This window comes from Nocardia sp. bgisy134 (assembly GCF_057708325.1).
In genome coordinates this window covers 44,076-64,777 of sequence record NZ_JBYIRW010000010.1, presented here as the reverse complement: position 1 = coordinate 64,777, position 20,702 = coordinate 44,076, and the positions used below count along the sequence as shown (strand labels likewise).

The window sequence follows — 20,702 nt, the reverse complement described above, 5'->3', positions numbered from 1 at the left end:
GTAAGACTGCATATAAATGTCATAGTACATGTACTTGGAGGACTGATGGCCGAGCGCAGAATCGGATACCTGCTCAAGGAACTCGACCGGCTGATCGAGGCGCGATTCGACGACGATCTCGCGGCAGGCGGGCTGAGTCGTCGCCATTGGCAGCTGCTGCACACACTGTCCGAGGGGCCGCGCTCGGCCGACGAGCTGCGCGAAGCCTTGGCGCCATTCTGGAAAACCGAGGGGGAATGGCGCATCGAGATTCGCGACTTGTCCTCGGCCGAGCTGATCGACGGCGATGCGGGCGCACTCGCCCTGACCGCCGCGGGCCGGACGATCCACGACGAAACTTTCGTCCGTATCGGCGAACGCCGCCGCGCGATGGCGTCGGGGGTCGAACCCGACCAGTTCGCGACCACGTTGCGAGTCTTGGAACGGATGATCGGCAATCTCGCTGGCACTCGGAATGGGTGAAACCGCGGCGACGGCCGAGTCGCACGGGGTGGACATCGTCACCCGCAATGTTCGGCACTTCAGCTCTACCGGGGTGCGAGTCGTCTGTCCGTGGACATAGCCCTATCGAGTTATGCGCATCGATCGATGCATTGCGAGGCGGGTGGACGCCCGGGGAAGTCGCGCTCCCCCACCGCTCGATAGGCTTGCCCCAACACCAGCGGAACGAGGAGGTGCGGTGACCATTCGGGTCGGAGTGCTCGGAGCACGCGGGAAGGTCGGACAGGCGATCTGCGCGGCGGTACAGGCGGCGGACGACCTGGAGTTGGTCGCTGAGGTCGACAAGGGCGACGCGCTGGAGACGTTCGCGGCGAACGGCGTCCAGGTTGTGGTCGACTTCACCCACCCCGACGTGGTGATGGGGAACCTGAAGTTCCTGGTGGAGCACGGCATTCACGCGGTCGTCGGCACCACGGGCTTCGACGAGGCGCGGCTGAACGAGGTGCGCGGCTGGCTGGCCGACCGCCCCGAGACCGGCGTGCTGATCGCCCCGAACTTCGCCATCGGCGCGGTGCTGTCCATGCGCTTCGCCGAGCAGGCGGCGCGGTTCTTCGAATCCGTCGAGGTCATCGAGCTGCACCACCCGAACAAGGCCGACGCGCCCTCGGGCACCGCCTACCGCACCGCGGGCCTGATCGCCGAGGCCAGGGCGCGCGCGGGTGTGGGCCGCAGCCCCGACGCGACCACCACCGAACTGGAAGGCGCGCGCGGCGCCGACGTCGACGGCGTACGGGTGCACTCGGTGCGCCTGGCCGGGCTGGTCGCGCACCAGGAGGTGCTGTTCGGCACCCAGGGCGAGACCCTGACCATCCGGCACGACTCGATCGATCGCTCCTCGTTCGCGCCGGGCGTGCTACTCGGCGTCCGGGAGATCGCGGGTCGACCAGGCCTGACCGTCGGACTCGATCCGTTCCTCGATCTATGAGCGGGATGAGCGAGCGCGCCGTGCGGTCGACGGCCCCGTCGAAGGCGCACCCGTGAACGCCGAACCGGAGGCGAATGCCAGCCGCGGTGAGATCGTGCGCGTCGTCGGACTGATCGCCGCGCTGGTACTCGCGCTCGGTTTCTACTTCCTGCTGCTCGGCCGAATCGCGTTCGCCCTGATCGGCTCCGGCGAACCCGCTGGCGTCGCGATGGGTATCGGCGTGCTGCTGCTGCCGATCGTCGGCGTGTGGGTGGTGGTCGCCACCGTGCGCGCGGCACTCGCTCACCAGCACCTGTCTCGCCGCATCCACGAGGAGGGCCTGGAACTGGACACCTCCACGCTCGCGCGGCGACCGTCCGGCCGCATCGAACGCGCCGCGGCCGACGAACTGTTCGAGCAGGTGAAGCAGGAATGGGAGGCCGACCCGGACAACTGGCGGGTCTCCTATCGCCTGGCCCGCGCCTACGACTACGCGGGCGACCGCACCCGGGCGCGCGAAACCATGCGCCGCGCGGTGGCACTGGAGAAACTGGAACGCGAGCAGCGCGAAGGGTAGCGAACAGTGGCCCGACTGTTGATCATCCACCACACCCCGTCGCCGCACATGCAGGCGATGTTCGAGGCGGTGGTGTCCGGCGCGACCGATCCCGAGATCGAGGGCGTCGAGGTGGTGCGTCGTGCGGCGCTCGGGGTCACCGCGAGCGACGTGCTCGCCGCCGACGGATATCTGCTCGGCAGCCCGGCGAACCTCGGCTACATGTCGGGTGCGCTCAAGCACGCGTTCGACACGTTCTACTACCCGTGCCTGGACTCCACCAAGGGTCGCCCCTACGGCCTGTACCTGCACGGCAACGAAGGCACCGAAGGCGCCGAACGCGGTGTCGATCGCGTGACCACCGGGCTCGGCTGGGTGAAAGCGGTCGCGCCGGTGATCGTCATGGGCGCGCCGACCAAGGCGGACTTGGAACAATGCTGGGAGCTGGGCGCCACGGTCGCCGCACAGCTGATGGAATAGATCGGCCCCGATTTTTGGTGTCTGACCGGCTTGCCCACAGTGCCGTCATACTGCGAGGTGACGTTGAAGCGGGGGGCTGTGGACGAGTTGCTCGGGATGGGAGTGTCTAGGTGACGTGGGCCGACGGCGGCGGCGAGAGGGTAGTGCGAAGGATCGGGCTGGTCGAGGACCACGAATCGGTCGCGATAGGGCTCGCCGCGATGCTCGCGCCGGAACCGGATCTCGATCTGGTGTACACGGCGGGAACCGTGCCCGACCTGCTCACGGCGGCCGGGCCGGCGGCCGCGCTGGATCTGGTGGTGCTGGATCTGCGGCTGGCCGACGGCTCCGCACCCGAGGACAACGTGCGCGCGCTGCGTGAACGCGGCATCGAGGTGCTGGTGTTCACCGGAGCCGACAACGCGTTCTTGGTGCGGTCCGCGGCTCGCGCCGGCGTGCTCGGCGTGGTGCGCAAATCCGAGGACGTCCCGACCGTGGTGGCGGCCGTGCGCCGCGCCGCCTCGGGTGAGCAGGTGGTCACCACCGACTGGGCCGCCGCCATCGATGGCGACCCGCAACTGTCCGACGTGGGCCTCAGCCCCCGCCAGGAGGAAGTGCTCACCCTGTACGCCTCGGGCGAGAAGGCCTCCCGCGTGGCACGCTTGACCGGCCTCTCCGAGCAGACCGTCAACGACTACCTCGGCCGCATCCGCCAGAAGTACGCCGACGCGGGCCGTCCCGCCCCGACCAAGACCGACCTCTACAAGCGCGCCGTCGAGGACGGATGGCTTCCGGTTCCCGAGCGGCACCCGCGCGGATGATCCCGTCCAGCACGCTGGACACCGCATCGAGCGCGCTCGCGCCCGGACCCGACTCGACGTCGGCGAGCCGGTGGCGTCGCGTACGGGGAGTGGTGGGCGCCAACCATATCGACGAGGCCGCCTCGGACCGCATCCTGCGCAGGCTCGGGTTGACCTTCGCCATCGCCGGAATGATCGCCGCGGTGGTCGAGCTGCCGGAGATCGCCGATCAAAGCCGGTTCGCGCCGCTGGGCTGGACGGTGCTCGCGTTCGCGCTGGCCTTCGGGTGGTCCCCGGTGCTCGCCATCGTGTCGGTCCGCATGAGCAGGCGGGTCATCCAGTTCGTCGCGGGCGCCGCGGCGATCAGCTACATCGTCGCGATGGCGCTCATCCCGTTCGCGTATCACCAGCCCGTGACCGACGCCACCTCGGTGTGGCTGTACCGGGTGTTCGCGCTGGGCGTGCTGGCGGCGGCGCTGGCCTGGCGGCGGCCGATCGCGGTGTGCTACTTGGTCTTCGGCGGCGCGGTGGCGTCCGCTGCCAACATGTCCGTGGTGCCGCACGGCACGGGCTGGTCGCTGCTCAGCGATTTCGCGCGTGCCGTCGGGCTGTGCGCGCTGTTCCTCTGGTGTGCCGTCTACGCCAGGGCCGCCGCCGCCCGCGTCGACCGGGAATCGGCGATCGCGAGCAGCCGGGCCGCCGCCGCGGCGGGCGCGGCCGCCCGCGACCGGGAACGCGCCCGCTTCGCGGCGCTGATCCACGACGCGGTGCTCTCCACGTTGCTGGACGCCTCGCGCACCGGCACCGATTCCCCGGTGCTGCGCAAGCAGGCCGAACGCACCCTCGCCCAGCTCGACGAACTGCGCGGCAGCGAAGCCGAACCCGACCGGCTCAATGCCCAAGGGGCCGTCGGCTTCCTGCGCGCGTCGGTGCACGAGGTCAACCAGGGCATCGCGTTCAGCGCGCGCCGCTGGTCCGGAGTGGACGACCTGCGGCTGCCGGTGGACGCGGCGGGAACCATCGCCGCGGCGCTGGCGGAGGCGGTGCGCAACAGCCTGCGGCACGCCACGGTGCCGGGGCGCGCGGTGCAGCGCGCGGTCACCGTCACAGTGAGCGCGGGCGGTATCCGGGTGGTCTTCCGCGACGACGGTGCTGGCTTCGACCCGGCCAAGGTGCCGGTGGACCGGCTCGGCATCTCGGTCAGCATCCTCGGCCGCATGCGCAGGCTGCCGGGCGGCGCGGCGTTCGTCGAATCACAGCCGGGGGAAGGCACGTCGGTGACGCTGGTGTGGGGGAGCGATGGTTGACGCCGATTCCGATCTCGGGGTGCGCGATCTGCTCGGCCTGCGCGACGCGGCGGCCTGGCTGTTCCTGATCATCCTCGAGGTGACCATCGTCCTGTACATGGTCCGCAACTTCTCCGACGCGTCGCCGTTCGCGGCCATCACCGGGATCGTCCTGCTCGTGGTGGCCGGGGTCCTCGTGCTCGTCATCCCGGTGGACCCCTTGCCGTGGCCCGCAACGGTTTTCGTGGCCGCCTCCGGGCCCGCCGCGACCGCACTGAACACCTTGCACATCGATGAGGCCTGGTCGAAGCCGGTGTGGTCGGCGTTCGCCTCTTCGTATGTGCTCGCGGTGCTGGTGCTGCGCGGCAGGCTCGGAGCCGCCTGGCTCGGCGTCGCCGGCGTGGCCGCGGTGGTCGCGACCGTCAGCGCGACGGCCGGGCTGCGCGGCGGCGTCCTCGCGGGGACCGTGGTGCCGATCGCGACGGTCGCGAGCGTCTCGGTGTGCGCCGCGATCATGCGGCCCACCCAGCGCTCGCTGCGCCTGCTGCGCGAGGAAGCGACCATGCGCGCGGCGGCCGAGGCCACGATGGCCGCGGAGAACGGCGAACGCGATCGACAGCTGGCCCGGCTGGACAAGGTGGCGCGTCCGATTCTGGAGCGCATCGCCGACGGCGTCGAACTCACCGCCGCCGAGCGCGAACAGTGCAGGCTGCTGGAAGCCGAACTGCGCGACGGTCTGCGCGCGCCCCAGCTGGTCACCGACGAACTCAGCAGCGCCGCCCGCGGCGCGCGCTCGCGTGGTGTCGAGGTGGTGCTGCTGGACGACGGTGGTTTCGCCGGTGTGCCGCGCTGGGTGCGGCAGCGGGTGATCGACGCGGCGATCAGGGAATTGGACGCGGCGAACGCGGGCTCGATCACGGTCCGCGTGCTTCCGATGGGCCGCCGCATCCTCGCCACGGTGCTCGCGAACGCCCCCGCCAATGCGCGCCGCACCGAGATCGACGCGGCGGGCGAGGTCGCCGTCACGATTTGACCCCGGTCATTCGAGCAACGGGAAACGGCCCGAGGTCAGCAGCCCGGTGATGGCATCGATCTTCGCTTGCGGCGCGGCGTAATCCGGGTGTGCGCTCAGCACGGCGGCGGCGTCGCGGAGGCGATGGATCTGGGCGGCGGCTTCGGCGACGCCGCGCCCGCCCGCGCTGACCCGGTGACCGGCGAAGGCCGGGTTGCCGATGTCGACGCGGCCGAGGGCCATGGCCTTGTCGACGCGACGTGGGCAGCGGCACAACGCCTTCGGCTCGACCACCCCGCAGGTCGACCGCAGGAATGCGGCGAGACGCTGTTTGACGCGTTCGAGCCGCTTCTGGCAGGCCGCCGGTGTGGTGCCGAGGATCCAGGCGGCCTCGGCGGCGGTCAGTTCGAAGATCTCGCCGAGCACGAAGACGACGCGTTCGTCGCGGCCGAGGCATTGCAGCATCGCCTGCGTGCAGCTCAGCCGCACTTCCTCGGCCAACAGGGCGGCCTCGGGGCCCGCGTAGTCGACGGCGGCGAGTCCGTCGGCGAGGTCGTCGCGGAGATCGTCCAGGCCGATCTGATCGCGTTCCTGCGGTGACCGCCTGCGCAGGTTCAGCAGGTAGTTGACGCCGACGCGGTAGGCCCAGGTCAGCAGTTTCGCCTCGCCCCGCCAGGTGGACAGCCGGGTGACGACGCGCAGCAGGATCTCCTGCACGGCGTCCTCGGCATCGGGCGGCCGGCCGACCATGCGCAGCGCCAGCCGGTACAGCGGATCCTGCAGGCGGCCGATCACCTCCCGCAGCGCCGCCTGGTCACCGTCGACGGCGCGCGCGACGAGCCGCAGCTCTTCCTGATCCGGGCCCGTCACCTGATGGCCGGGGAGCTGGTCGGCTTCGACGGTCCGTGCCTCGAGCGGCCCCGACGGAGCGCTTCCGGCCGGGCTGTCGACGGGCTCGTGCGTGCCCCGTTCCCGCCGACGAGCGCTCGGTGGCGTGGCCGCCGCCCTTTCGGAAGCGTCGCGCATCGTTATCGATCCTCTCTGTTTCACACCGCGGTCGGCTGCGCGGTCAGCGCGTGCCTGCGCAGCCAGTTCGCGACCGCCCGCCCGATGGCGTCGGGCTGGTCCTCCGGGCTGTGGTGGGCGCCCGGTCCGACCGACTCGACCTCGACGGCGGCGAAAGTCCGTGCCGCCCAGTCGATCACCTCCGGAGAACCGAGGCCGACCCCCGGCTCGACACGCATCAGCAGCTTGGGCACCTCCGGGCTCTCCGCCATCCAGCGTCCGTAGTCGCGGACCCGCTGGGCGACGTCGGCGGGCTCGCCGTCGAGGGGGAACTCCCTGGCCCACGCCAGCATCGGCTTGCGCGTGTCCGGGGTGGGGTAGGGCGCGCGGTAGGCGTCGAGATCGGCCTCGGTGAGTCCGGCGATGAGCTTGGGCAGGTTGTATTCGATGAACAGATTCTGTTCCAGCACGGCCTTTTCGCCCTCCGGCGAGCGGAAGGTGCGGAACATCTCGGCCGATCCCTGCGGCAGTTCGTCCCAGCGCGTCGGGCGCAGGAACGTCTCGATCAGCGCGATGCCGCCGACCCGGCCCGGGTGGCGGGCCGCGTAGTCCATCGCGAGCGTGCCGCCCCAGTCGTGGCCGACGACGACGAACCTATCGAGGCCGAGGGCGTCGAACCACGCGTCGAGGTACCGGGCGTGATCGTCGAGCCGGTAGGCGATGTCCGGCTTGCCCGAGGCGCCCATGCCGATGAGATCCGGTGCCAAGCACCGGGTCTGGTCGGCGACATGCGGAATCACGTTGCGCCACAGGTAGGACGACGTCGGGTTGCCGTGCAGGAAGACGACGGGGGTCTCACCCGACCCGGTGTCGTGGTAGTGGAGGTAGGAGTCGAGAACGTCGATGGTGGCCATGGGGGCGTCCTTTCCGGTGTTGTGCCCTGTCACTCCGGTTCGACACCGGATTTCGACGCCGTCCGACAACTCCGGTCTGTGATGTGCGCCACTGGACGCGGGGCGCTCAGGCCAGCAGCGGAAACTGCCCCGACCGTAACAGCGTCGCGATGGCGTCCATCCGTTCGCTGGGCGCGGCGTAATCCGGATGCCCGCGCAGCACCGCCGCGACGTCGTGCAGCCGGATCATCTGTTCCTCGGCCTCGAGCACCGTCCGGCCGCCGGGGCTCACCGGATGGGTGGCGTACCGCGGCGCGGCCGGGTCGACGCGGCCGAGTGCGACCGCCTTCTCGACCCGCCGCGAGCAGCGGCACGCCGCACGCGGGTCGGCCACACCGCACGCGGAGCTCAGGAACGCGCCGAGACGTTTCTTGGCGCGCTCCAATCGTTTTCGGTAGGCGGCCGGGGTGATGTCGAGAATCCACGCCGCGTCCGCCGAACCGAGTTCGAAGACCTGGCCGAGCACGAACGCGACACGCTCCTCGCGGGCCAGGCATTGCAGCATGCCCTGGCTGCAGTTGAGCCGGACCTCGCTGGACAGCAAGGCGGCCCTGGGCCCGCGGTAGTCCTCGGCGGCCAAGCCGTCGGTGAGTCCGGCGCCGAACTCCTCCAGGCTGAGCTCGTGTTGTTCCTGCGGCGACCGGGTGCGCAGGTTGATCAAGTAGTTGACGCCGATGCGGTACGCCCAGGTGAGCAGCTTCGCCTCGCCGCGGAAGGTGGCGAGACGGGTGACCGCGCGGATCAGGATCTCCTGGGTGGCGTCCTCCGCCTCGGCGGGTCGCCCCACCATCCGCAGGGCCAGCCGATACAGCGGATCCTGCAACATGCGAACGATGTCGGCGACCGCGTCCCGATCGCCGTCCACCGCGCGGGCGACCAACGCCGCCTCCGCGCGGCGGACGTCCGTCGCCGCCTCGTGGTCCGGATCGCCCGCCGTGGTGTCTGCACTGCTCATTCGGGCAATCTTCGCCAGCGCGCGGCGGTGTCGCAAACGCGACGGTTCGGCGCGGGGCGACCGGGCCGACGGCCCGGCTCGGTCGCCCCGAACGACGCCACGGACGACAGGGATTCAGGCCCGCGCGACGGCCGGAATCAGCGCGCGCCTGCGCAGCCATTCCGACACCGCCGCGCCGATCTCGTCCGGCCGATCCTCCGGCGCGTGGTGCCCGGCGGGCGGGATCGACACCAGCTCGGTGTCGGCGAAAGTGGTTGCGGCCCAGCGCGCCGTCTCGGGCGAGCCGAGGCCGACGCCGTTCTCCAGCGCCATGATCAGCGTCGGGATACCCGGCGTCTCGGCCAGGTATCGGCCGTAGTTGTGCATGGTGGCGACCACGTCGGCGGGCTCGCCGCCCAGCGGGATCTCCCTCGGCCACGCCAGCAGCGGCTTGCGCGTGGCGGGCGTGGGGTAGGGCGCGCGATAGACGTCGTGGTCCTGCTGCGACAGGTTCGCGACGCCGTTCGGCAGATTGAACTCGATGAACATGTTCTCCTCCAACACCATTCGTTCGCCCTCGGCGCTGCGGAACTTGCGGAACAGCTCGGCGCCGAGCGGCGGCATCTCCTCCCATTCCAGCGGCCGCAAGAAGGTCTCGATCAGCGCGATGCCGCGCACCCGGCCCGGGTGCCGGGCGGCCCAGTCCATGCCGAGCGCGCCGCCCCAGTCGTGGCCGACCAGGACCACCTCGTCCAGGCCGAGCGCGTCGAACCAGGCGTCCAGGTAGCGGGCGTGGTCGACGAAGCGGTAGTCGATGTCGGGCTTGCCCGACGCTCCCATGCCGATGAGATCGGGGGCCAGCGCCCTGGCCTGATCGGCGACGTGCGGAATCACGTTGCGCCACAGGTACGACGAGGTCGGGTTGCCGTGCAGGAACACCACGGGCACGGAACCCGCGCCGGTACCGGTGTCGGTGTAGGAGATGAACGAATCGAGAACGTCGACGGTGGGCACGATGTTGCTCCCTCGGAATCGTGGGTGTGACGCGGTGCGCCACTCCCTTCGCTGCTGACACCTGTTTCGACACACCGCTCGGCCCCGCTGTGACCGGACGATGTGTGACGCTCGACACAGTGCGTCGCGGGGTCCGGACCTGCGGACGAGCCCGGCGCGGGAACATGCCGTCCGATTCGTGTCGGACCCCCGTGGCATTGTTCGGGTATGCGGAAGATGAGTGCGGCGGCCGCGCGGCGGACGGCCCTGGCCGCGCAGGGGTTCGGCAGGCGGCGCCCGGCGACTGTCACCCGGCGCACGGTGGCCGACATGCTCGCCAGAACACAACTGCTGCAACTCGATTCGGTGTCGGCGGTGGTGCGCGCGCACTACGCCCCGGTGTTCAGCAGGATCGGCGGCTACGATCGCGCGCTGCTCGACGAGTTCGCCTGGAGTCACAGCCCGAAGCGTCCGCGGCGGCTGGTCGAATACTGGGCGCACGAGGCCGCGCTCATCCCGGTAGAGGACTGGCCGCTGATGCGCTGGCGGATGGTGCAGTACCAGCACGGCCGCTGGTCGGGGATGCGTAAGGTGCTGGAACGGAATCCGACGCTGGGCAAGGACATCCTGGACGTGATCCGCGACGTGGGCGCCGCGACCGCCGGTGAGGTGGAACGGCATCTCGAGCTGGACAAGCCGCGGCCCAAGGGTTCCTGGTGGAACCTCAGCGACACCAAGATGATCTGCGAACAGCTCTTCGCCGCGGGCGAGCTCTCCGTCGACAAGCGCGTCGGCTTCACCCGGCACTACGACCTCGCCGAGCGGGTGATCCCGCCGGAAGTGTTGGCGCGCAACGTCTCCGAAGCGGACGCCGTGGTGGAACTGGTCCGCCACGCAGCCACCGCGCTCGGCATCGGCACCGAGACCGACCTGCGCGATTACTACCGGCTGCACCGTGCCCAGACCGAGCCCGCGATCGCGGCGCTGGTGGACGCGGGCGAACTCGAAGAGATCGAGGTCGCCGGGTGGGGCAAACCCGCCTACCTGTGGTCCGAGGCGGCCACGCCGCGGCGCGTCGAGGGCGTCGCGCTGCTGTGCCCGTTCGATCCGCTGGTCTTCTTCCGGCCGCGCACCGAGCGGATCTTCGACTTCCACTACCGCATCGAGATCTACACCCCCGAGCACAAGCGGGTGCACGGCTACTACGTCTTCCCCTTCCTGAAGGACGGGGAGCTGGTGGGCCGCGTCGACCTGCGCGCCGAACGCGCGCACGGGCGGCTGCTGGTGCCCGGCGCGTTCGCCGAACCGGGCCGCTGCGACGCGGAGACCGCGGCGGCGCTGCGCACGGCCCTGCGTGAGATGGCGGACTGGCTCGAACTCGACGATGTCGTGATCGGTGAACGCGGCGATCTGGCGGCGCTGCTGTAGTCGCCCGGATGTAGCAGGCCGGATCGGGTGCGGCGGCCGGTGTCAGATGTCGCGCTTGGGTCCGTGGCCCCGCATCTGGTCGCGCAGCGCACCGGACACCGCGTTGGACAACCACGAGTTCAGCGAGACCCCGTTGGCCGCGGCCGCCTCCTCGGCCTTCGCCTTCATCTGCTCGACGAGGCGCAGCGTGACCCGGCTGATGTCGCCGGTCATGTCCTCGATGGTCGGGTGCTCCTCGCCGGCGTTCCTGCGCACGTCCACCGTGGCGTCGGTGCCGTCCACCGAGACGCGCACGGTGCGGTCGGCCAGTTCCGCGCTGACCTCGGCGGCCAGCTCGGAGAGGGCCGCGAGCAGCACGAGCCGGGCCGAGGATTCGGTCGCCGCGGCCAAGGCGGCGGCGGTGGCCTGGGTCTTCTCGTCGCCGAGCGCTGCTGCCGCCACGAGGTTCTCGCGCAGCTGAGCGGTGTACTTGTTCAAATCCATGACACCATTATGACGTCGTTTTTGGCGTCATTCAAGGAAAAGATTGATGTCTTCGCGGCGTCGGTGGGAGGTGAATCACCCGGCCGGGCAGCCGGATCGCCGGTCAGGGTGTCGAGGGTGCTCCGGGGACCGGGTAGCCTTTCTGACCATGACGAACGGTGAATCGACGCCAACGGAGTTGCGCGCGTCCGGCACGGTAGGTGTCGCGATGGTGACCCCCTTCAGTGCCGACGGCAAGCTGGATGTCGATGCCGGGGTCGCGCTGGCGGCCCGTCTCGTCGACCGCGGCGTCGATCTGCTCGCGATCTCCGGTACCACCGGTGAGTCGCCGACCACCACCGAGTCGGAGAAGTTCGACCTGCTGCACGCCGTCGTCGACGCCGTGGGCGATCGCGCCACCGTGATCGCGGGTGCGGGCACCTACGACACCGCCCACTCCATCGAACTCGCGCGCAACGCGCAGCGGGCGGGCGCGCACGGTCTGCTCGTGGTGACGCCCTACTACTCGCGCCCGTCGCAGGAGGGCCTGATCGCGCACTTCACCGCGGTCGCCGATGCCACCGATCTGCCGGTCACCCTCTACGACATTCCGCCGCGCTCCATCATCCCGATCGGCCCCGACACGATTCGCAAGCTCGCCGAGCATCCGCGCATCGTCGCGGTCAAGGACGCCAAAGGCGACCTGAACGCGGGCGCCGACCTCATCGCCAGCACCGGGCTGGCCTGGTACTCCGGTGACGACAGCCTGAACCTGCCCTGGTTGTCCATCGGCGCCGTCGGATTCATCAGCGTCATCGGCCATCTCGTGCCCGAGCGCCTGCGCGAGCTGGTCGACGCCTATCAGGCGGGAGACGTGGCGCGAGCCCGTGACATCAACGCTCGACTCGTCCCGTTGAACCACGCGATGGCGCGCCTGGGCGGCGTCGCGATGACCAAGGGTGGGCTGCGCCTGCTCGGCGTCGACGTCGGCGAGCCGCGGTTGCCGCAGCTGATGCCGAGCGCCGACGCGCTGAACCGGCTCGCCGAGGACCTGCAGGCTGCGGGGGTCCTGGGATGAGCGACCGCAGTGATCTAGCCGTAGGCGCATCCGTCATCCGACAGGAGGTGTCGAAATGACCACTCCGCGCCGCCCCCGCCGCTCCGCGTCCCGTCCCGCGGGCGCTCCCGAACCCGCTCCCGTCGAACGGGAACGCACCGAAAAGCCCGCCGCCGAACCGGTCGCGGCGCAGCCCGAGGTCGCCGCGCAGCCCGAGGTCGCGGCTCGGCCCGAAAAGGTCCAGCAGCCCGAGGTCGCCGAGTCCCCCCGCGCGGAGTCCGCACGAAAGTCGGACCGCACCAAGAAGGCTCAGGCTCAGCAGCCCGAACCCGCGCGGCAGAACGGTCAGGGCCGCCGCTCCGGCCGCGGTCGGCAAGGTCGCGGTCGCGGCGAACAGCCGCCCGCCAAGCCGCCCGTGGTGGCGGCGCAGGACCGGCTCGGCGCCCCGCCGAAGCTGCCCAAGAACGGTCTGCGCGTCTTCGCGCTGGGCGGCATCGGCGAAATCGGCCGCAACATGACCGTTTTCGAATACGACGGCAAGCTGCTCATCGTCGACTGCGGCGTGCTCTTCCCCGAGGATCAGCAGCCCGGCGTCGACCTGATCCTGCCCGACTTCCGGCCCATCGAGGACCGGATGGACGACGTCGTCGCGATCGTGCTCACCCACGGTCACGAGGACCACATCGGCGCGGTGCCGTTCCTGCTGCGCATGCGCGGTGACATCCCGGTCATCGGCGCCAAGTTCACCCTCGCGCTGGTCGCCGCGAAGTGCCGCGAGCACCGGCTGCACCCCAAGCTCATGGAGGTCGTCGAGGGCGAGACCACCATCCACGGTCCGTTCGAGTGCGAGTACTTCGCGGTCAACCACTCGATCCCGGACGCGATCGCGGTCGCCATCCGCACCCCGGCGGGCGTCGCGCTGCACACCGGCGACATCAAGCTGGACCAGCTGCCGCTGGACGGACGGCTCACCGACCTGGCCGGTTTCTCCCGGCTCGGCGACGAGGGCGTCGATCTGTTCCTGGTGGACTCCACCAACGCCGAGGTTCCCGGGTTCGTCACGCCGGAACGCGAGATCGGCGGCGTGCTGGACAACGTGATCGGCAAGGCGCGCAACCGGGTCATCGTGGCGTCCTTCGCCAGCCACGTGCACCGCATCCAGCAGGTCGTCGACGTGGCCCAGAAGTACGGCCGCCGTATCTGTTTCGTCGGTCGCTCGATGGTCCGTAACATGCAGATCGCCCAGGATCTGGGCTATCTGACGGTGCCCGACGGCGTCGTTGTCGACCTCGATGTCGCCGCGACCCTGCCCGGCGACCGCCTGGTGCTGATCTCGACCGGTTCGCAGGGCGAGCCGCTCTCGGCGCTGTCCCGGATGGCGCGCGGCGATCACCGGCAGATCCACATCCGCGCCGACGATCTGGTGGTGCTGGCCTCCTCGCTGATCCCCGGCAACGAGAACTCGGTGTTCGCCGTGGTCAACGGGCTGGCCAGGCTGGGCGCGACGGTCATCACCCAGCAGAACGCCAAGGTGCACGTCTCCGGCCACGCCTCCGCGGGCGAGCTGCTGTACCTGTACAACGCGGTGCGACCCACCAATGCCATGCCGGTGCACGGCGAATGGCGGCACCTGCGGGCCAACGCCGCGCTCGCGGTGGCCACCGGCGTCCCCGAGGACCGGGTGGTGCTCGCCGAGGACGGCGTGGTGGTCGACCTGGTGGACGGTATCGCGTCCATCGTCGGCCGGGTGCCGGTCGGCCACGTCTACGTGGACGGCCTGTCCGTCGGCGATGTCGGCGAGTCCACGCTGTCGGACCGCCTGGTGCTCGGCGAGGGCGGGTTCATCTCCATCACCGTCGCCATCGATGAGACCACCGGCAAGGCCGTGAGCACACCGGAGCTGAGCGGGCGCGGCTTCTCCGACGACCCGACCGCGCTGGCCGATGCCGCCGAACTCGTCGAGGCCGAGCTGCTGCGGTTGGCGGGCGAGGGCGTCACCGACATCCACCGCATCGCCCAGGGCGTGCGCCGGGTGGTCGGACGCTGGGTCGCCGAGACCTACCGCCGCCGTCCGATGATCGTGCCGACTGTCATCGGCGTCTGATCCGAAACGCGAAAAGCGCCGGAAGGCATTGCCTTCCGGCGCTTTTCGCTTTTCTGCTACTGAGCCTGGCAGGCCGCCGAGTCCAGCTTCGCCGAGCGCACGATGTTGCAGGTGAACTGGTGGGAGACCTTCCAGTCGCTGCCTTCGGCGACGAACTCGACGAACGCGTTCTCCACCGGCTGCCCGTCGATGGTGACCTTCGCGTCGGCCTTCAGCTTGCCGTCCTTCGGCTCCTGCACATTGGTGATCTGGACGGTCACCTTGTTGCGCTTGGCCGCGTCGACCAGCTTGTCGACCAGCTGCGGATCGCGCTCGGCGTCCTGGATCCAGCTGATCTTCTCCTCGGCGCTCACCGAGGGATCGAAGGCGCGGTTGATGCGCTCGTTGAGCAGCGAAGCGGCCGGCTTGGGCAGGTTCGGCGCCGTGGTGGTGGCGGGCGCCTTGCCGTCGACGGCCTTGTCCTCGTTCTTGCCTTCCTCGAACTTGCCTGCGGGCGAGGTGCTGGTGCCCGTGCTCGAGGAGTCACTGGTGGAGCTGCACGCGCCGAGCGCGAACGCCGAGGCGGTCAGCAGCACGGCGACCGCGGCCCGAATGGAGCGGTGTTTCACGATTTTCCCCTGGTGAAGTGGTGTCGCGGTCTCGGAGCGGACGACGCGACGGTGTCGGATTTACAGCGAGTAGCCCGAGGTGCAGCGCCAGTCGACGACCCAGCCGCCGGAGAGGCGGCTCAGCGCCGCGGCGCGGGCCTCGGAGTAGCTGGGCCGCGCCGACGCGCTCCAGCGCGTGTCGGAGCTTGCGAGCACGCCGCAGCCGTTGGTCCAGGAGACCAGGGTGGAGCAGCCGTAGCCGCAGACGTCGATCGCGGCGTCCTCGGCGGCGCTGTAGCTTCCGTAGTTGTTGGCGATGCCGTAGCTACCGTCGCTCGACACGGCGATCGCGCCGTAGTAGCCGTATCCGGCCTGCGCCGGTGCCGAGGTGGCCAGCATCGAACCGACCGTTGCCACGATGACCGCGGCAGCGGTGAAGAACTTCTTCAAGGTGAATCCCTTCGAACTGATAGGTCCACGACCCTATGGACCAGTGACAAGCTACCGAGCAACCATTCGGGAATCCAGTCCGGGCTTTCCTTTTCGGAATTGCGCGGGTCCGGACCACCGGCCGGTCATCATGGCGACCGCCCGGTATTCGATAGGGTTGGCACGTGAGCATGGCACAACGGGAACGTCAAGCGCTGGTGGCCGCGATGTCGTCGGCCGGTCCGGATGCGCCGACCCTCTGCGGCGCGTGGACCGTGCGAGATCTGGCGGCGCACTTGATCGTTCGGGAACGCCGCCCCGACGCCGCGCCGGGCATCCTGCTGAAACCGTTCGCCGGCTACCTCGAATCGGTGCAGGACCGCGTGGCGCGCAAGCCGTTTCCCGAACTGCTCGACCTGGTGCGGACCGGCCCGCCCTGGTGGTCGCCGCTGAAGCCGGTGGACGCGCTGGTCAACCTGAGCGAGATGTTCGTGCACCACGAGGATGTGCGCCGCGCCGGATCGGACTGGCAGCCGCGCGAACTCTCCGACGCCGACGAGTCCCAGCTGTGGAACCAGGTGCGACGGGTCGGCAAGATGGCCTACCGTGATTCGCCGGTGCCGGTGGTGCTGGCGACGCCCGACGGCCGCCGGGCGGAGGTGAAGTCGGCGCAGGGCGCCGCGGTGACGCTCACCGGTAAGCCTTCCGAACTCCTGCTGCACGCCTTCGGCCGCGACAAGGTCCGCATCGAGACCGCGGGCGACGAGGATGCCGTGCGCGCGGTGCTGGAACTCGACCGCTCCTTCTGAACCGACCCCTGTCCACCGCCCGAGCGGGGCCTTCGACTGTGATCCGCCGCGCTCGAGGCGGGCGATACGGGTGTTGCGGATGGTCTGTATGGGGCGTTTGCGGCTAGCCTGGGTCCATGGCAGGTAAGTCCCGCAGCACCACGACACCTCGTGCGCGGGCGGGATCGGCCCGGGGGAGGACCACCACGGCGCGATCTCGTTCCACCACACCCCGGGGTGGTTCCGCACCGCGCGGGCGCGCTACACCGGCCCGTAGACCCGTGCGCCGCACGTCCGACACCGCGCCGCTGGCCGTCATCAGCCGCGGCATCACCAGCGGCTGGAACATGCTGGCCCGTGGGCTCGGCGCCACCACCCGCACGCTCAGCCGGGCGGGCGAGATCGAACACGGTCACCGCCGCGACGGGGTCGCGCTCGCGCTGATCGCGCTGAGCGGCGTCATCGCGGCCGCGGTGTGGCTCTCGGCGGGTGGCCCGATCGGGCACTGGGTGGAAGAAGCGATCCGGGCGGTGTCCGGGTCCGCCTCGGCCGCACTGCCCTTCGTCGCGACCGGCATCGCGATCACCCTCATGCGCACCGAGCCGCACCCCGAGATCCGGCCGCGATTGGTGCTGGGCGGATTGCTGGTCGGTCTGCCGCTGCTGGGCATCTGGCATCTCGCCGCGGGCGCGCCCACCGACGCGCACGGCCGCTCGCGCGCCGCCGGTTTCGTCGGTTACGTGATCGGCGGGCCGCTGGCGAGCGGGCTCACCGCCTGGCTGGCCGTGCCGATCCTTTTGCTCGCCATCGTCTTCGGCGTGCTGCTGCTGACCGGGACCACAGTCAGGGAGGTCCCGCAGCGGCTGCGCGAATACTTCGGCACCGCGGCGGGCGGCGACGAGTACGGCGATCTCGAGCCGGAACGCGACTACGACCCCGCCAACTACGACGCCGACGGTTTCCCCGTGCACCGCACCGCCTCCCGGCGCCGCGGCCGCACCCCGGCCGAGAACTATCCGCCCGACGAGTTCGCCGGATCCGACGCGGTCACCGAATCGCTGGGCGAGCCGCCGCTGCGCGACGCCAAGCCCATCGCCGCGGAACCGCCGCCGGAACCGCCCAAGCCCAAGAAACGCCCGGCGCCGAAGGCACAGGATCAAACCCCGCCGCCGCCGAAGGAACCCGAGTTCGTCGCCGACCGGGTGATCGAGGGCGATTACTCGCTGCCGCCGCTGACGCTGCTCACCGACGGTGAACCGCCCAAGAAGCGCAGCGCCGCCAACGAATCGATGATCGAGGCGATCACCGAGGTGCTCGTGCAGTTCAAGATCGACGCGGCGGTCACCGGATTCGTGCGCGGCCCGACGGTCACCCGGTACGAGGTGGAACTCGGTCCGGGCGTGAAGGTCGAGAAGATCACCGCGCTGGCGCGCAACATCGCCTACGCCGTCGCCACCGAGAACGTCCGGCTGCTCGCCCCGATCCCGGGCAAGTCCGCCGTCGGCATCGAGGTGCCCAACGCCGACCGTGAACTGGTGCGGCTGGCCGACGTGCTGAAAGCGCCGTCCACCCGAAACGACCACCACCCGTTGGTGATCGGTCTCGGCAAGAACATCGAGGGTGAATTCGTCTCCGCGAACTTGGCGAAGATGCCTCATCTGCTCGTTGCGGGTTCCACCGGATCGGGTAAGTCCAGCTTCGTCAACTCGATGCTGGTCTCGCTGCTGCAACGCGCCACGCCGGAGGAGGTCAGGATGATCCTGATCGACCCCAAGATGGTCGAACTCACCCCGTACGAGGGCATTCCGCACCTGATCACGCCCATCATCACCCAGCCGAAGAAGGCCGCCGCCGCGCTGGCCTGGCTGGTGGAGGAGATGGAGCAGCGCTACCAGGACATGCAGGCCAACAAGGTGCGCCACATCGACGACTTCAACAAGAAGGTGAAGTCCGGTGCGATCACCGCGCCGCTGGGCAGCGAGCGGGTCTACCGGCCCTACCCCTACATCCTCGCCATCGTCGACGAGCTCGCCGACCTGATGATGACGGCGCCGCGCGACGTGGAGGACGCGATCGTCCGCATCACCCAGAAGGCCCGCGCCGCGGGCATCCACCTGGTGCTGGCGACACAGCGTCCGTCGGTGGACGTGGTCACCGGTCTGATCAAGACCAACGTGCCGTCCCGCCTGGCGTTCGCGACCTCTTCGCTCACCGACTCCCGGGTCATCCTCGACCAGCCGGGCGCCGAGAAGCTGATAGGCATGGGCGACGGCCTGTTCCTGCCCATGGGCGCGGGCAAGCCCACCCGCTTGCAGGGCGCGTTCATCAGCGACGAGGAAATCCACGCCGTCGTCGACTTCGCCAAGAACCAGGCCGAACCCGAGTACCAGGAGGGCATCACCGCGGCCAAGGCCGGGGAGAAGAAAGACGTCGACCCCGATATCGGCGACGACCTCGACGTGCTACTCCAGGCCATCGAGCTGGTCGTCACGTCCCAGTTCGGCTCCACCTCCATGCTGCAACGCAAGCTGCGCGTCGGTTTCGCCAAGGCGGGCCGCCTGATGGACCTCATGGAGACTCGCGGCGTCGTCGGTCCCAGCGAAGGGTCCAAGGCCCGTGACGTGCTCGTCAAGCCCGACGAGCTGGAGGGGCTGCTGTGGTCTGTCCGCGGCGGCGGACCGGAGCCGGACGACGCCGACGAGTAGACGTACCTCCGCCCCGGTCGTGCGCGATCCGGAGACGGACTCCAAGCCGGCCGCGTCTACCGGTCACCACAGGTGTGTGTAGTGGACGATCGCGTCGGCGATCAGGGCCGCGCCCAAGAGCCCGAAGATGATTCGCACCGAGAGCGGACCGTATTCGGTCAGGACGCGGACGATCGTTCGATACACGCGGCGGGCTCGCGCGGTGCCGCGGACGGACAGGGCGAGAATCAGCAGCGGCGGCAGCAGCGCGACCGCGCAGTAGGCGATGATGATCAGCGGCCACAGCGTCGGTAGCGGGTCGTGCGCCGACAGCATGGCCAGACCCGCGAGATACGGCACCGCCGTCGGCGCCTGCGCGAAGCCGATCGCGACGCCGACCAGCGCCAGCACCCAGGGCCGTCGCCGAGCTTTGGTCGCCCACGCGGGCGGGTCACGGCGCGCGCCGGAAGGCAGCACGGAGAACAGCAGCAGCACCAGGCCCACCGCCAGTTCGCCCCAGTAGCGGATGGTCGGCGTCAGCTCGAAGCCGATCAGCGAGGTGAGCCAGTTGATGCCGAGCACGGCGCAGATCCCGAACGTGGTGGTCATCGCGAACACGCCCGCGACGAAACTCAGACCGCCGGGCAATGGTGACCGCCGCGCGAGCTTGCTGTCGTACACGATCGCCACCGTGACGCCGACGAGCAGCAGATCGAGCGAATCGAGAAAGGCGAAGCCGGTCAGCGCCAAGAGCAGAGTCACCATGACCACACCGAACATACGCGAGGTCCGTGCGGCCCCGGTCGGCCAGCATGCTGCGGATACAGTCTCGAGTGGTGGCCGTCACTCCTTGCGGGCTTGCAGGGTGTAGCTGAGCGGGACGCGCTCGGGATGCTCGATCAGCCGCCACTCGTCGTGCTCGTCGCAGGTCATCCTGCCCGGCAGGGCATTCCACGGGACGCTGCGGTGTTCGGTCAGCCCGGTGAGGGTGAGGCCGGTGGCCAGCAGCGCCGACACGATCTCGCCGAGGCCGTGGTTCCACTCGTGGGTGATGGTCGGGTCGAGACGGCCGTCGATCTCGACATAGGTGGACTCGTTGGAGAACACCATCGGCTCGGGCGTTTCGAAATACGAGTAGCCGAGGGTCAATCGGTCGGTGACCTCTTCGTCGAGCGCCCACAGCATCGGGTGGGCTTCGCGCAGGAACAGCCGCCCGCCGGGGCGCAGCAGCTCGGCCACGGTCCGTGCCCAGTGGTCGACGCTCGGCAGCCAGCACAGCGCGCCGATTCCGGTGAACACCAGGTCGAACCGTTCCGCGCCGAGCGCCGAGACCGCGTCGTACACATCGGCTTCGACGAAATCCACCTCGGCGTCCGCCTGACGTGCCAGCGATCGAGCCTGCGCCAGCGACGCGGGACTGAAGTCGAGGCCGGTCATGCGAGCGCCGAGGCGGGCCAGCGAGATCGTGTCGGTGCCGATGTGACACTGCAAGTGCACGCCGCGCAGACCACGCAGGTCGCCGAGCAGCGGCAGATCGAAACGCACTGTCGCGCTCAGGAAGTCCGGTTCGGCGAGGAACCGCGCCACCCGATAGCCCGGCGACGCGGCATGCATGGGCGCACGCTGGTCCCAGTTGGCCCTGTTCAGGGTGCGGTAGTCCTCGGTCACAGTCATCGACTGTGACACGCCTGAGCACCTGCCGCACGCGAATATTCGGGCCCCGAACCGGCCCGCGAGATTGCGGCGCATCCGCCATGCTC

The 20,702-nt window shown here is 69.9% G+C and carries 21 protein-coding genes; 12 read left to right on the top strand and 9 right to left on the bottom strand.

The window, feature by feature from the left end; genetic code table 11:
- Window positions 1-45 precede the first annotated feature (45 nt).
- The 7 genes from AC3ERS_RS18845 to AC3ERS_RS18815 all read left to right on the top strand — a co-directional run bounded on the left by AC3ERS_RS18845 (window position 46) and on the right by AC3ERS_RS18815 (window position 5,539).
- On the top strand, window positions 46-462 hold the full coding sequence (locus tag AC3ERS_RS18845; RefSeq protein WP_431969227.1) for a MarR family winged helix-turn-helix transcriptional regulator: 417 nt from the start codon (window positions 46-48) through the stop codon (window positions 460-462).
- A 217-nt stretch (window positions 463-679) separates the two neighbouring features.
- Window positions 680-1,426, top strand: coding sequence for a 4-hydroxy-tetrahydrodipicolinate reductase (dapB, locus tag AC3ERS_RS18840; RefSeq protein WP_431969225.1), 747 nt, complete (start codon window positions 680-682; stop codon window positions 1,424-1,426).
- A 52-nt stretch (window positions 1,427-1,478) separates the two neighbouring features.
- A complete protein-coding gene (locus tag AC3ERS_RS18835) occupies window positions 1,479-1,982 on the top strand; it encodes a hypothetical protein (protein ID WP_431969223.1) in 504 nt (167 codons plus the stop codon).
- Between the two features lie 6 nt (window positions 1,983-1,988).
- Window positions 1,989-2,441: a flavodoxin family protein gene (locus AC3ERS_RS18830; RefSeq protein ID WP_431969221.1), complete on the top strand. Its 453-nt coding sequence runs from the start codon at window positions 1,989-1,991 to the stop codon at window positions 2,439-2,441.
- Between the two features lie 110 nt (window positions 2,442-2,551).
- Window positions 2,552-3,241 (top strand): DNA-binding response regulator, encoded by a 690-nt coding sequence (locus AC3ERS_RS18825; protein ID WP_431969217.1) that lies wholly within the window; start codon window positions 2,552-2,554, stop codon window positions 3,239-3,241.
- The gene (locus AC3ERS_RS18820) at window positions 3,205-4,527 is read left to right on the top strand and encodes a sensor histidine kinase (protein WP_431969215.1); all 1,323 of its coding nucleotides are present in this window, start codon (window positions 3,205-3,207) and stop codon (window positions 4,525-4,527) included. Before AC3ERS_RS18825 ends, AC3ERS_RS18820 begins: the two co-directional genes overlap by 37 nt.
- The gene (locus AC3ERS_RS18815; RefSeq protein ID WP_431969213.1) at window positions 4,520-5,539 is read left to right on the top strand and encodes a hypothetical protein; all 1,020 of its coding nucleotides are present in this window, start codon (window positions 4,520-4,522) and stop codon (window positions 5,537-5,539) included. The genes AC3ERS_RS18820 and AC3ERS_RS18815 overlap by 8 nt, the downstream gene beginning before the upstream one ends.
- Window positions 5,540-5,545: 6 nt before the next feature.
- Here the strand turns inward: AC3ERS_RS18815 and AC3ERS_RS18810 are convergent, their stop codons facing one another.
- The 4 genes from AC3ERS_RS18810 to AC3ERS_RS18795 form a co-directional block, all read right to left on the bottom strand.
- Window positions 5,546-6,544 carry an RNA polymerase sigma factor gene (locus tag AC3ERS_RS18810; RefSeq protein ID WP_431969211.1) on the bottom strand — a complete coding sequence of 333 codons (999 nt, stop codon included), beginning with the start codon at window positions 6,542-6,544 and terminating at the stop codon, window positions 5,546-5,548.
- 20 nt (window positions 6,545-6,564) lie between these two features.
- Window positions 6,565-7,437 (bottom strand): haloalkane dehalogenase, encoded by an 873-nt coding sequence (locus tag AC3ERS_RS18805; RefSeq protein WP_431969209.1) that lies wholly within the window; start codon window positions 7,435-7,437, stop codon window positions 6,565-6,567.
- A 106-nt stretch (window positions 7,438-7,543) separates the two neighbouring features.
- Entirely contained in the window at window positions 7,544-8,431 is an 888-nt protein-coding gene (locus AC3ERS_RS18800; protein WP_431969207.1) for an RNA polymerase sigma factor, read from the bottom strand.
- Window positions 8,432-8,545: 114 nt separating this feature from the next.
- On the bottom strand, window positions 8,546-9,424 hold the full coding sequence (locus tag AC3ERS_RS18795) for a haloalkane dehalogenase (protein ID WP_431969205.1): 879 nt from the start codon (window positions 9,422-9,424) through the stop codon (window positions 8,546-8,548).
- Between the two features lie 207 nt (window positions 9,425-9,631).
- Here AC3ERS_RS18795 and AC3ERS_RS18790 point away from each other — a divergent pair, with 207 nt between their 5' ends.
- Window positions 9,632-10,831 carry a winged helix-turn-helix domain-containing protein gene (locus AC3ERS_RS18790; RefSeq protein WP_431969203.1) on the top strand — a complete coding sequence of 400 codons (1,200 nt, stop codon included), beginning with the start codon at window positions 9,632-9,634 and terminating at the stop codon, window positions 10,829-10,831.
- Window positions 10,832-10,873: 42 nt separating this feature from the next.
- Here AC3ERS_RS18790 and AC3ERS_RS18785 read toward each other — a convergent pair whose 3' ends face one another.
- Window positions 10,874-11,314, bottom strand: coding sequence for a toxin-antitoxin system HicB family antitoxin (locus AC3ERS_RS18785; protein WP_431969201.1), 441 nt, complete (start codon window positions 11,312-11,314; stop codon window positions 10,874-10,876).
- A 148-nt stretch (window positions 11,315-11,462) separates the two neighbouring features.
- On the opposite strand from AC3ERS_RS18785, the gene dapA reads away from it, so the two are divergent.
- Both dapA and AC3ERS_RS18775 read left to right on the top strand, forming a co-directional pair.
- Entirely contained in the window at window positions 11,463-12,371 is a 909-nt protein-coding gene (gene dapA / locus AC3ERS_RS18780; RefSeq protein ID WP_431969199.1) for a 4-hydroxy-tetrahydrodipicolinate synthase, read from the top strand.
- Between the two features lie 55 nt (window positions 12,372-12,426).
- Window positions 12,427-14,454: a ribonuclease J gene (locus tag AC3ERS_RS18775; protein ID WP_431969197.1), complete on the top strand. Its 2,028-nt coding sequence runs from the start codon at window positions 12,427-12,429 to the stop codon at window positions 14,452-14,454.
- Between the two features lie 56 nt (window positions 14,455-14,510).
- On the opposite strand, the gene AC3ERS_RS18770 is transcribed toward AC3ERS_RS18775, so the two are convergent.
- Together AC3ERS_RS18770 and AC3ERS_RS18765 are read right to left on the bottom strand one after the other, a co-directional pair.
- On the bottom strand, window positions 14,511-15,062 hold the full coding sequence (locus tag AC3ERS_RS18770) for a WKL family lipoprotein (protein ID WP_431969195.1): 552 nt from the start codon (window positions 15,060-15,062) through the stop codon (window positions 14,511-14,513).
- Window positions 15,063-15,122: 60 nt separating this feature from the next.
- A complete protein-coding gene (locus tag AC3ERS_RS18765; protein ID WP_084501663.1) occupies window positions 15,123-15,491 on the bottom strand; it encodes a DUF4189 domain-containing protein in 369 nt (122 codons plus the stop codon).
- Between the two features lie 164 nt (window positions 15,492-15,655).
- Between AC3ERS_RS18765 and AC3ERS_RS18760 the strand changes: the two genes are divergently transcribed.
- Both AC3ERS_RS18760 and AC3ERS_RS18755 read left to right on the top strand, forming a co-directional pair.
- A complete protein-coding gene (locus tag AC3ERS_RS18760) occupies window positions 15,656-16,279 on the top strand; it encodes a TIGR03085 family metal-binding protein (RefSeq protein ID WP_431969193.1) in 624 nt (207 codons plus the stop codon).
- Between the two features lie 116 nt (window positions 16,280-16,395).
- Window positions 16,396-18,963: a DNA translocase FtsK gene (locus AC3ERS_RS18755; protein ID WP_431969191.1), complete on the top strand. Its 2,568-nt coding sequence runs from the start codon at window positions 16,396-16,398 to the stop codon at window positions 18,961-18,963.
- A 63-nt stretch (window positions 18,964-19,026) separates the two neighbouring features.
- Here the strand turns inward: AC3ERS_RS18755 and AC3ERS_RS18750 are convergent, their stop codons facing one another.
- A complete protein-coding gene (locus AC3ERS_RS18750) occupies window positions 19,027-19,707 on the bottom strand; it encodes a GAP family protein (RefSeq protein ID WP_431969189.1) in 681 nt (226 codons plus the stop codon).
- A gap of 78 nt (window positions 19,708-19,785) precedes the next feature.
- A complete protein-coding gene (locus tag AC3ERS_RS18745; protein ID WP_431969535.1) occupies window positions 19,786-20,610 on the bottom strand; it encodes a class I SAM-dependent methyltransferase in 825 nt (274 codons plus the stop codon).
- Window positions 20,611-20,702: the final 92 nt, after the last annotated feature.

Excerpts from the sequence above, each read along its gene's own strand:
- AC3ERS_RS18775 (WP_431969197.1), top strand. The coding sequence starts at position 12,427 with ATGACCACTCCGCGCCGCCCCCGCCGCTCCGCGTCCCGTCCCGCGGGC.
- AC3ERS_RS18785 (WP_431969201.1), bottom strand. The coding sequence starts at position 11,314 with ATGGATTTGAACAAGTACACCGCTCAGCTGCGCGAGAACCTCGTGGCG.
- AC3ERS_RS18810 (WP_431969211.1), bottom strand. The coding sequence starts at position 6,544 with ATGCGCGACGCTTCCGAAAGGGCGGCGGCCACGCCACCGAGCGCTCGT.
- AC3ERS_RS18750 (WP_431969189.1), bottom strand. The coding sequence starts at position 19,707 with ATGGTGACTCTGCTCTTGGCGCTGACCGGCTTCGCCTTTCTCGATTCG.
- AC3ERS_RS18755 (WP_431969191.1), top strand. The coding sequence starts at position 16,396 with ATGGCAGGTAAGTCCCGCAGCACCACGACACCTCGTGCGCGGGCGGGA.
- AC3ERS_RS18790 (WP_431969203.1), top strand. The coding sequence starts at position 9,632 with ATGCGGAAGATGAGTGCGGCGGCCGCGCGGCGGACGGCCCTGGCCGCG.
- AC3ERS_RS18820 (WP_431969215.1), top strand. The coding sequence starts at position 3,205 with ATGGCTTCCGGTTCCCGAGCGGCACCCGCGCGGATGATCCCGTCCAGC.
- AC3ERS_RS18805 (WP_431969209.1), bottom strand. The coding sequence starts at position 7,437 with ATGGCCACCATCGACGTTCTCGACTCCTACCTCCACTACCACGACACC.
- AC3ERS_RS18815 (WP_431969213.1), top strand. The coding sequence starts at position 4,520 with ATGGTTGACGCCGATTCCGATCTCGGGGTGCGCGATCTGCTCGGCCTG.
- AC3ERS_RS18845 (WP_431969227.1), top strand. The coding sequence starts at position 46 with ATGGCCGAGCGCAGAATCGGATACCTGCTCAAGGAACTCGACCGGCTG.
- dapA (WP_431969199.1), top strand. The coding sequence starts at position 11,463 with ATGACGAACGGTGAATCGACGCCAACGGAGTTGCGCGCGTCCGGCACG.
- AC3ERS_RS18800 (WP_431969207.1), bottom strand. The coding sequence starts at position 8,431 with ATGAGCAGTGCAGACACCACGGCGGGCGATCCGGACCACGAGGCGGCG.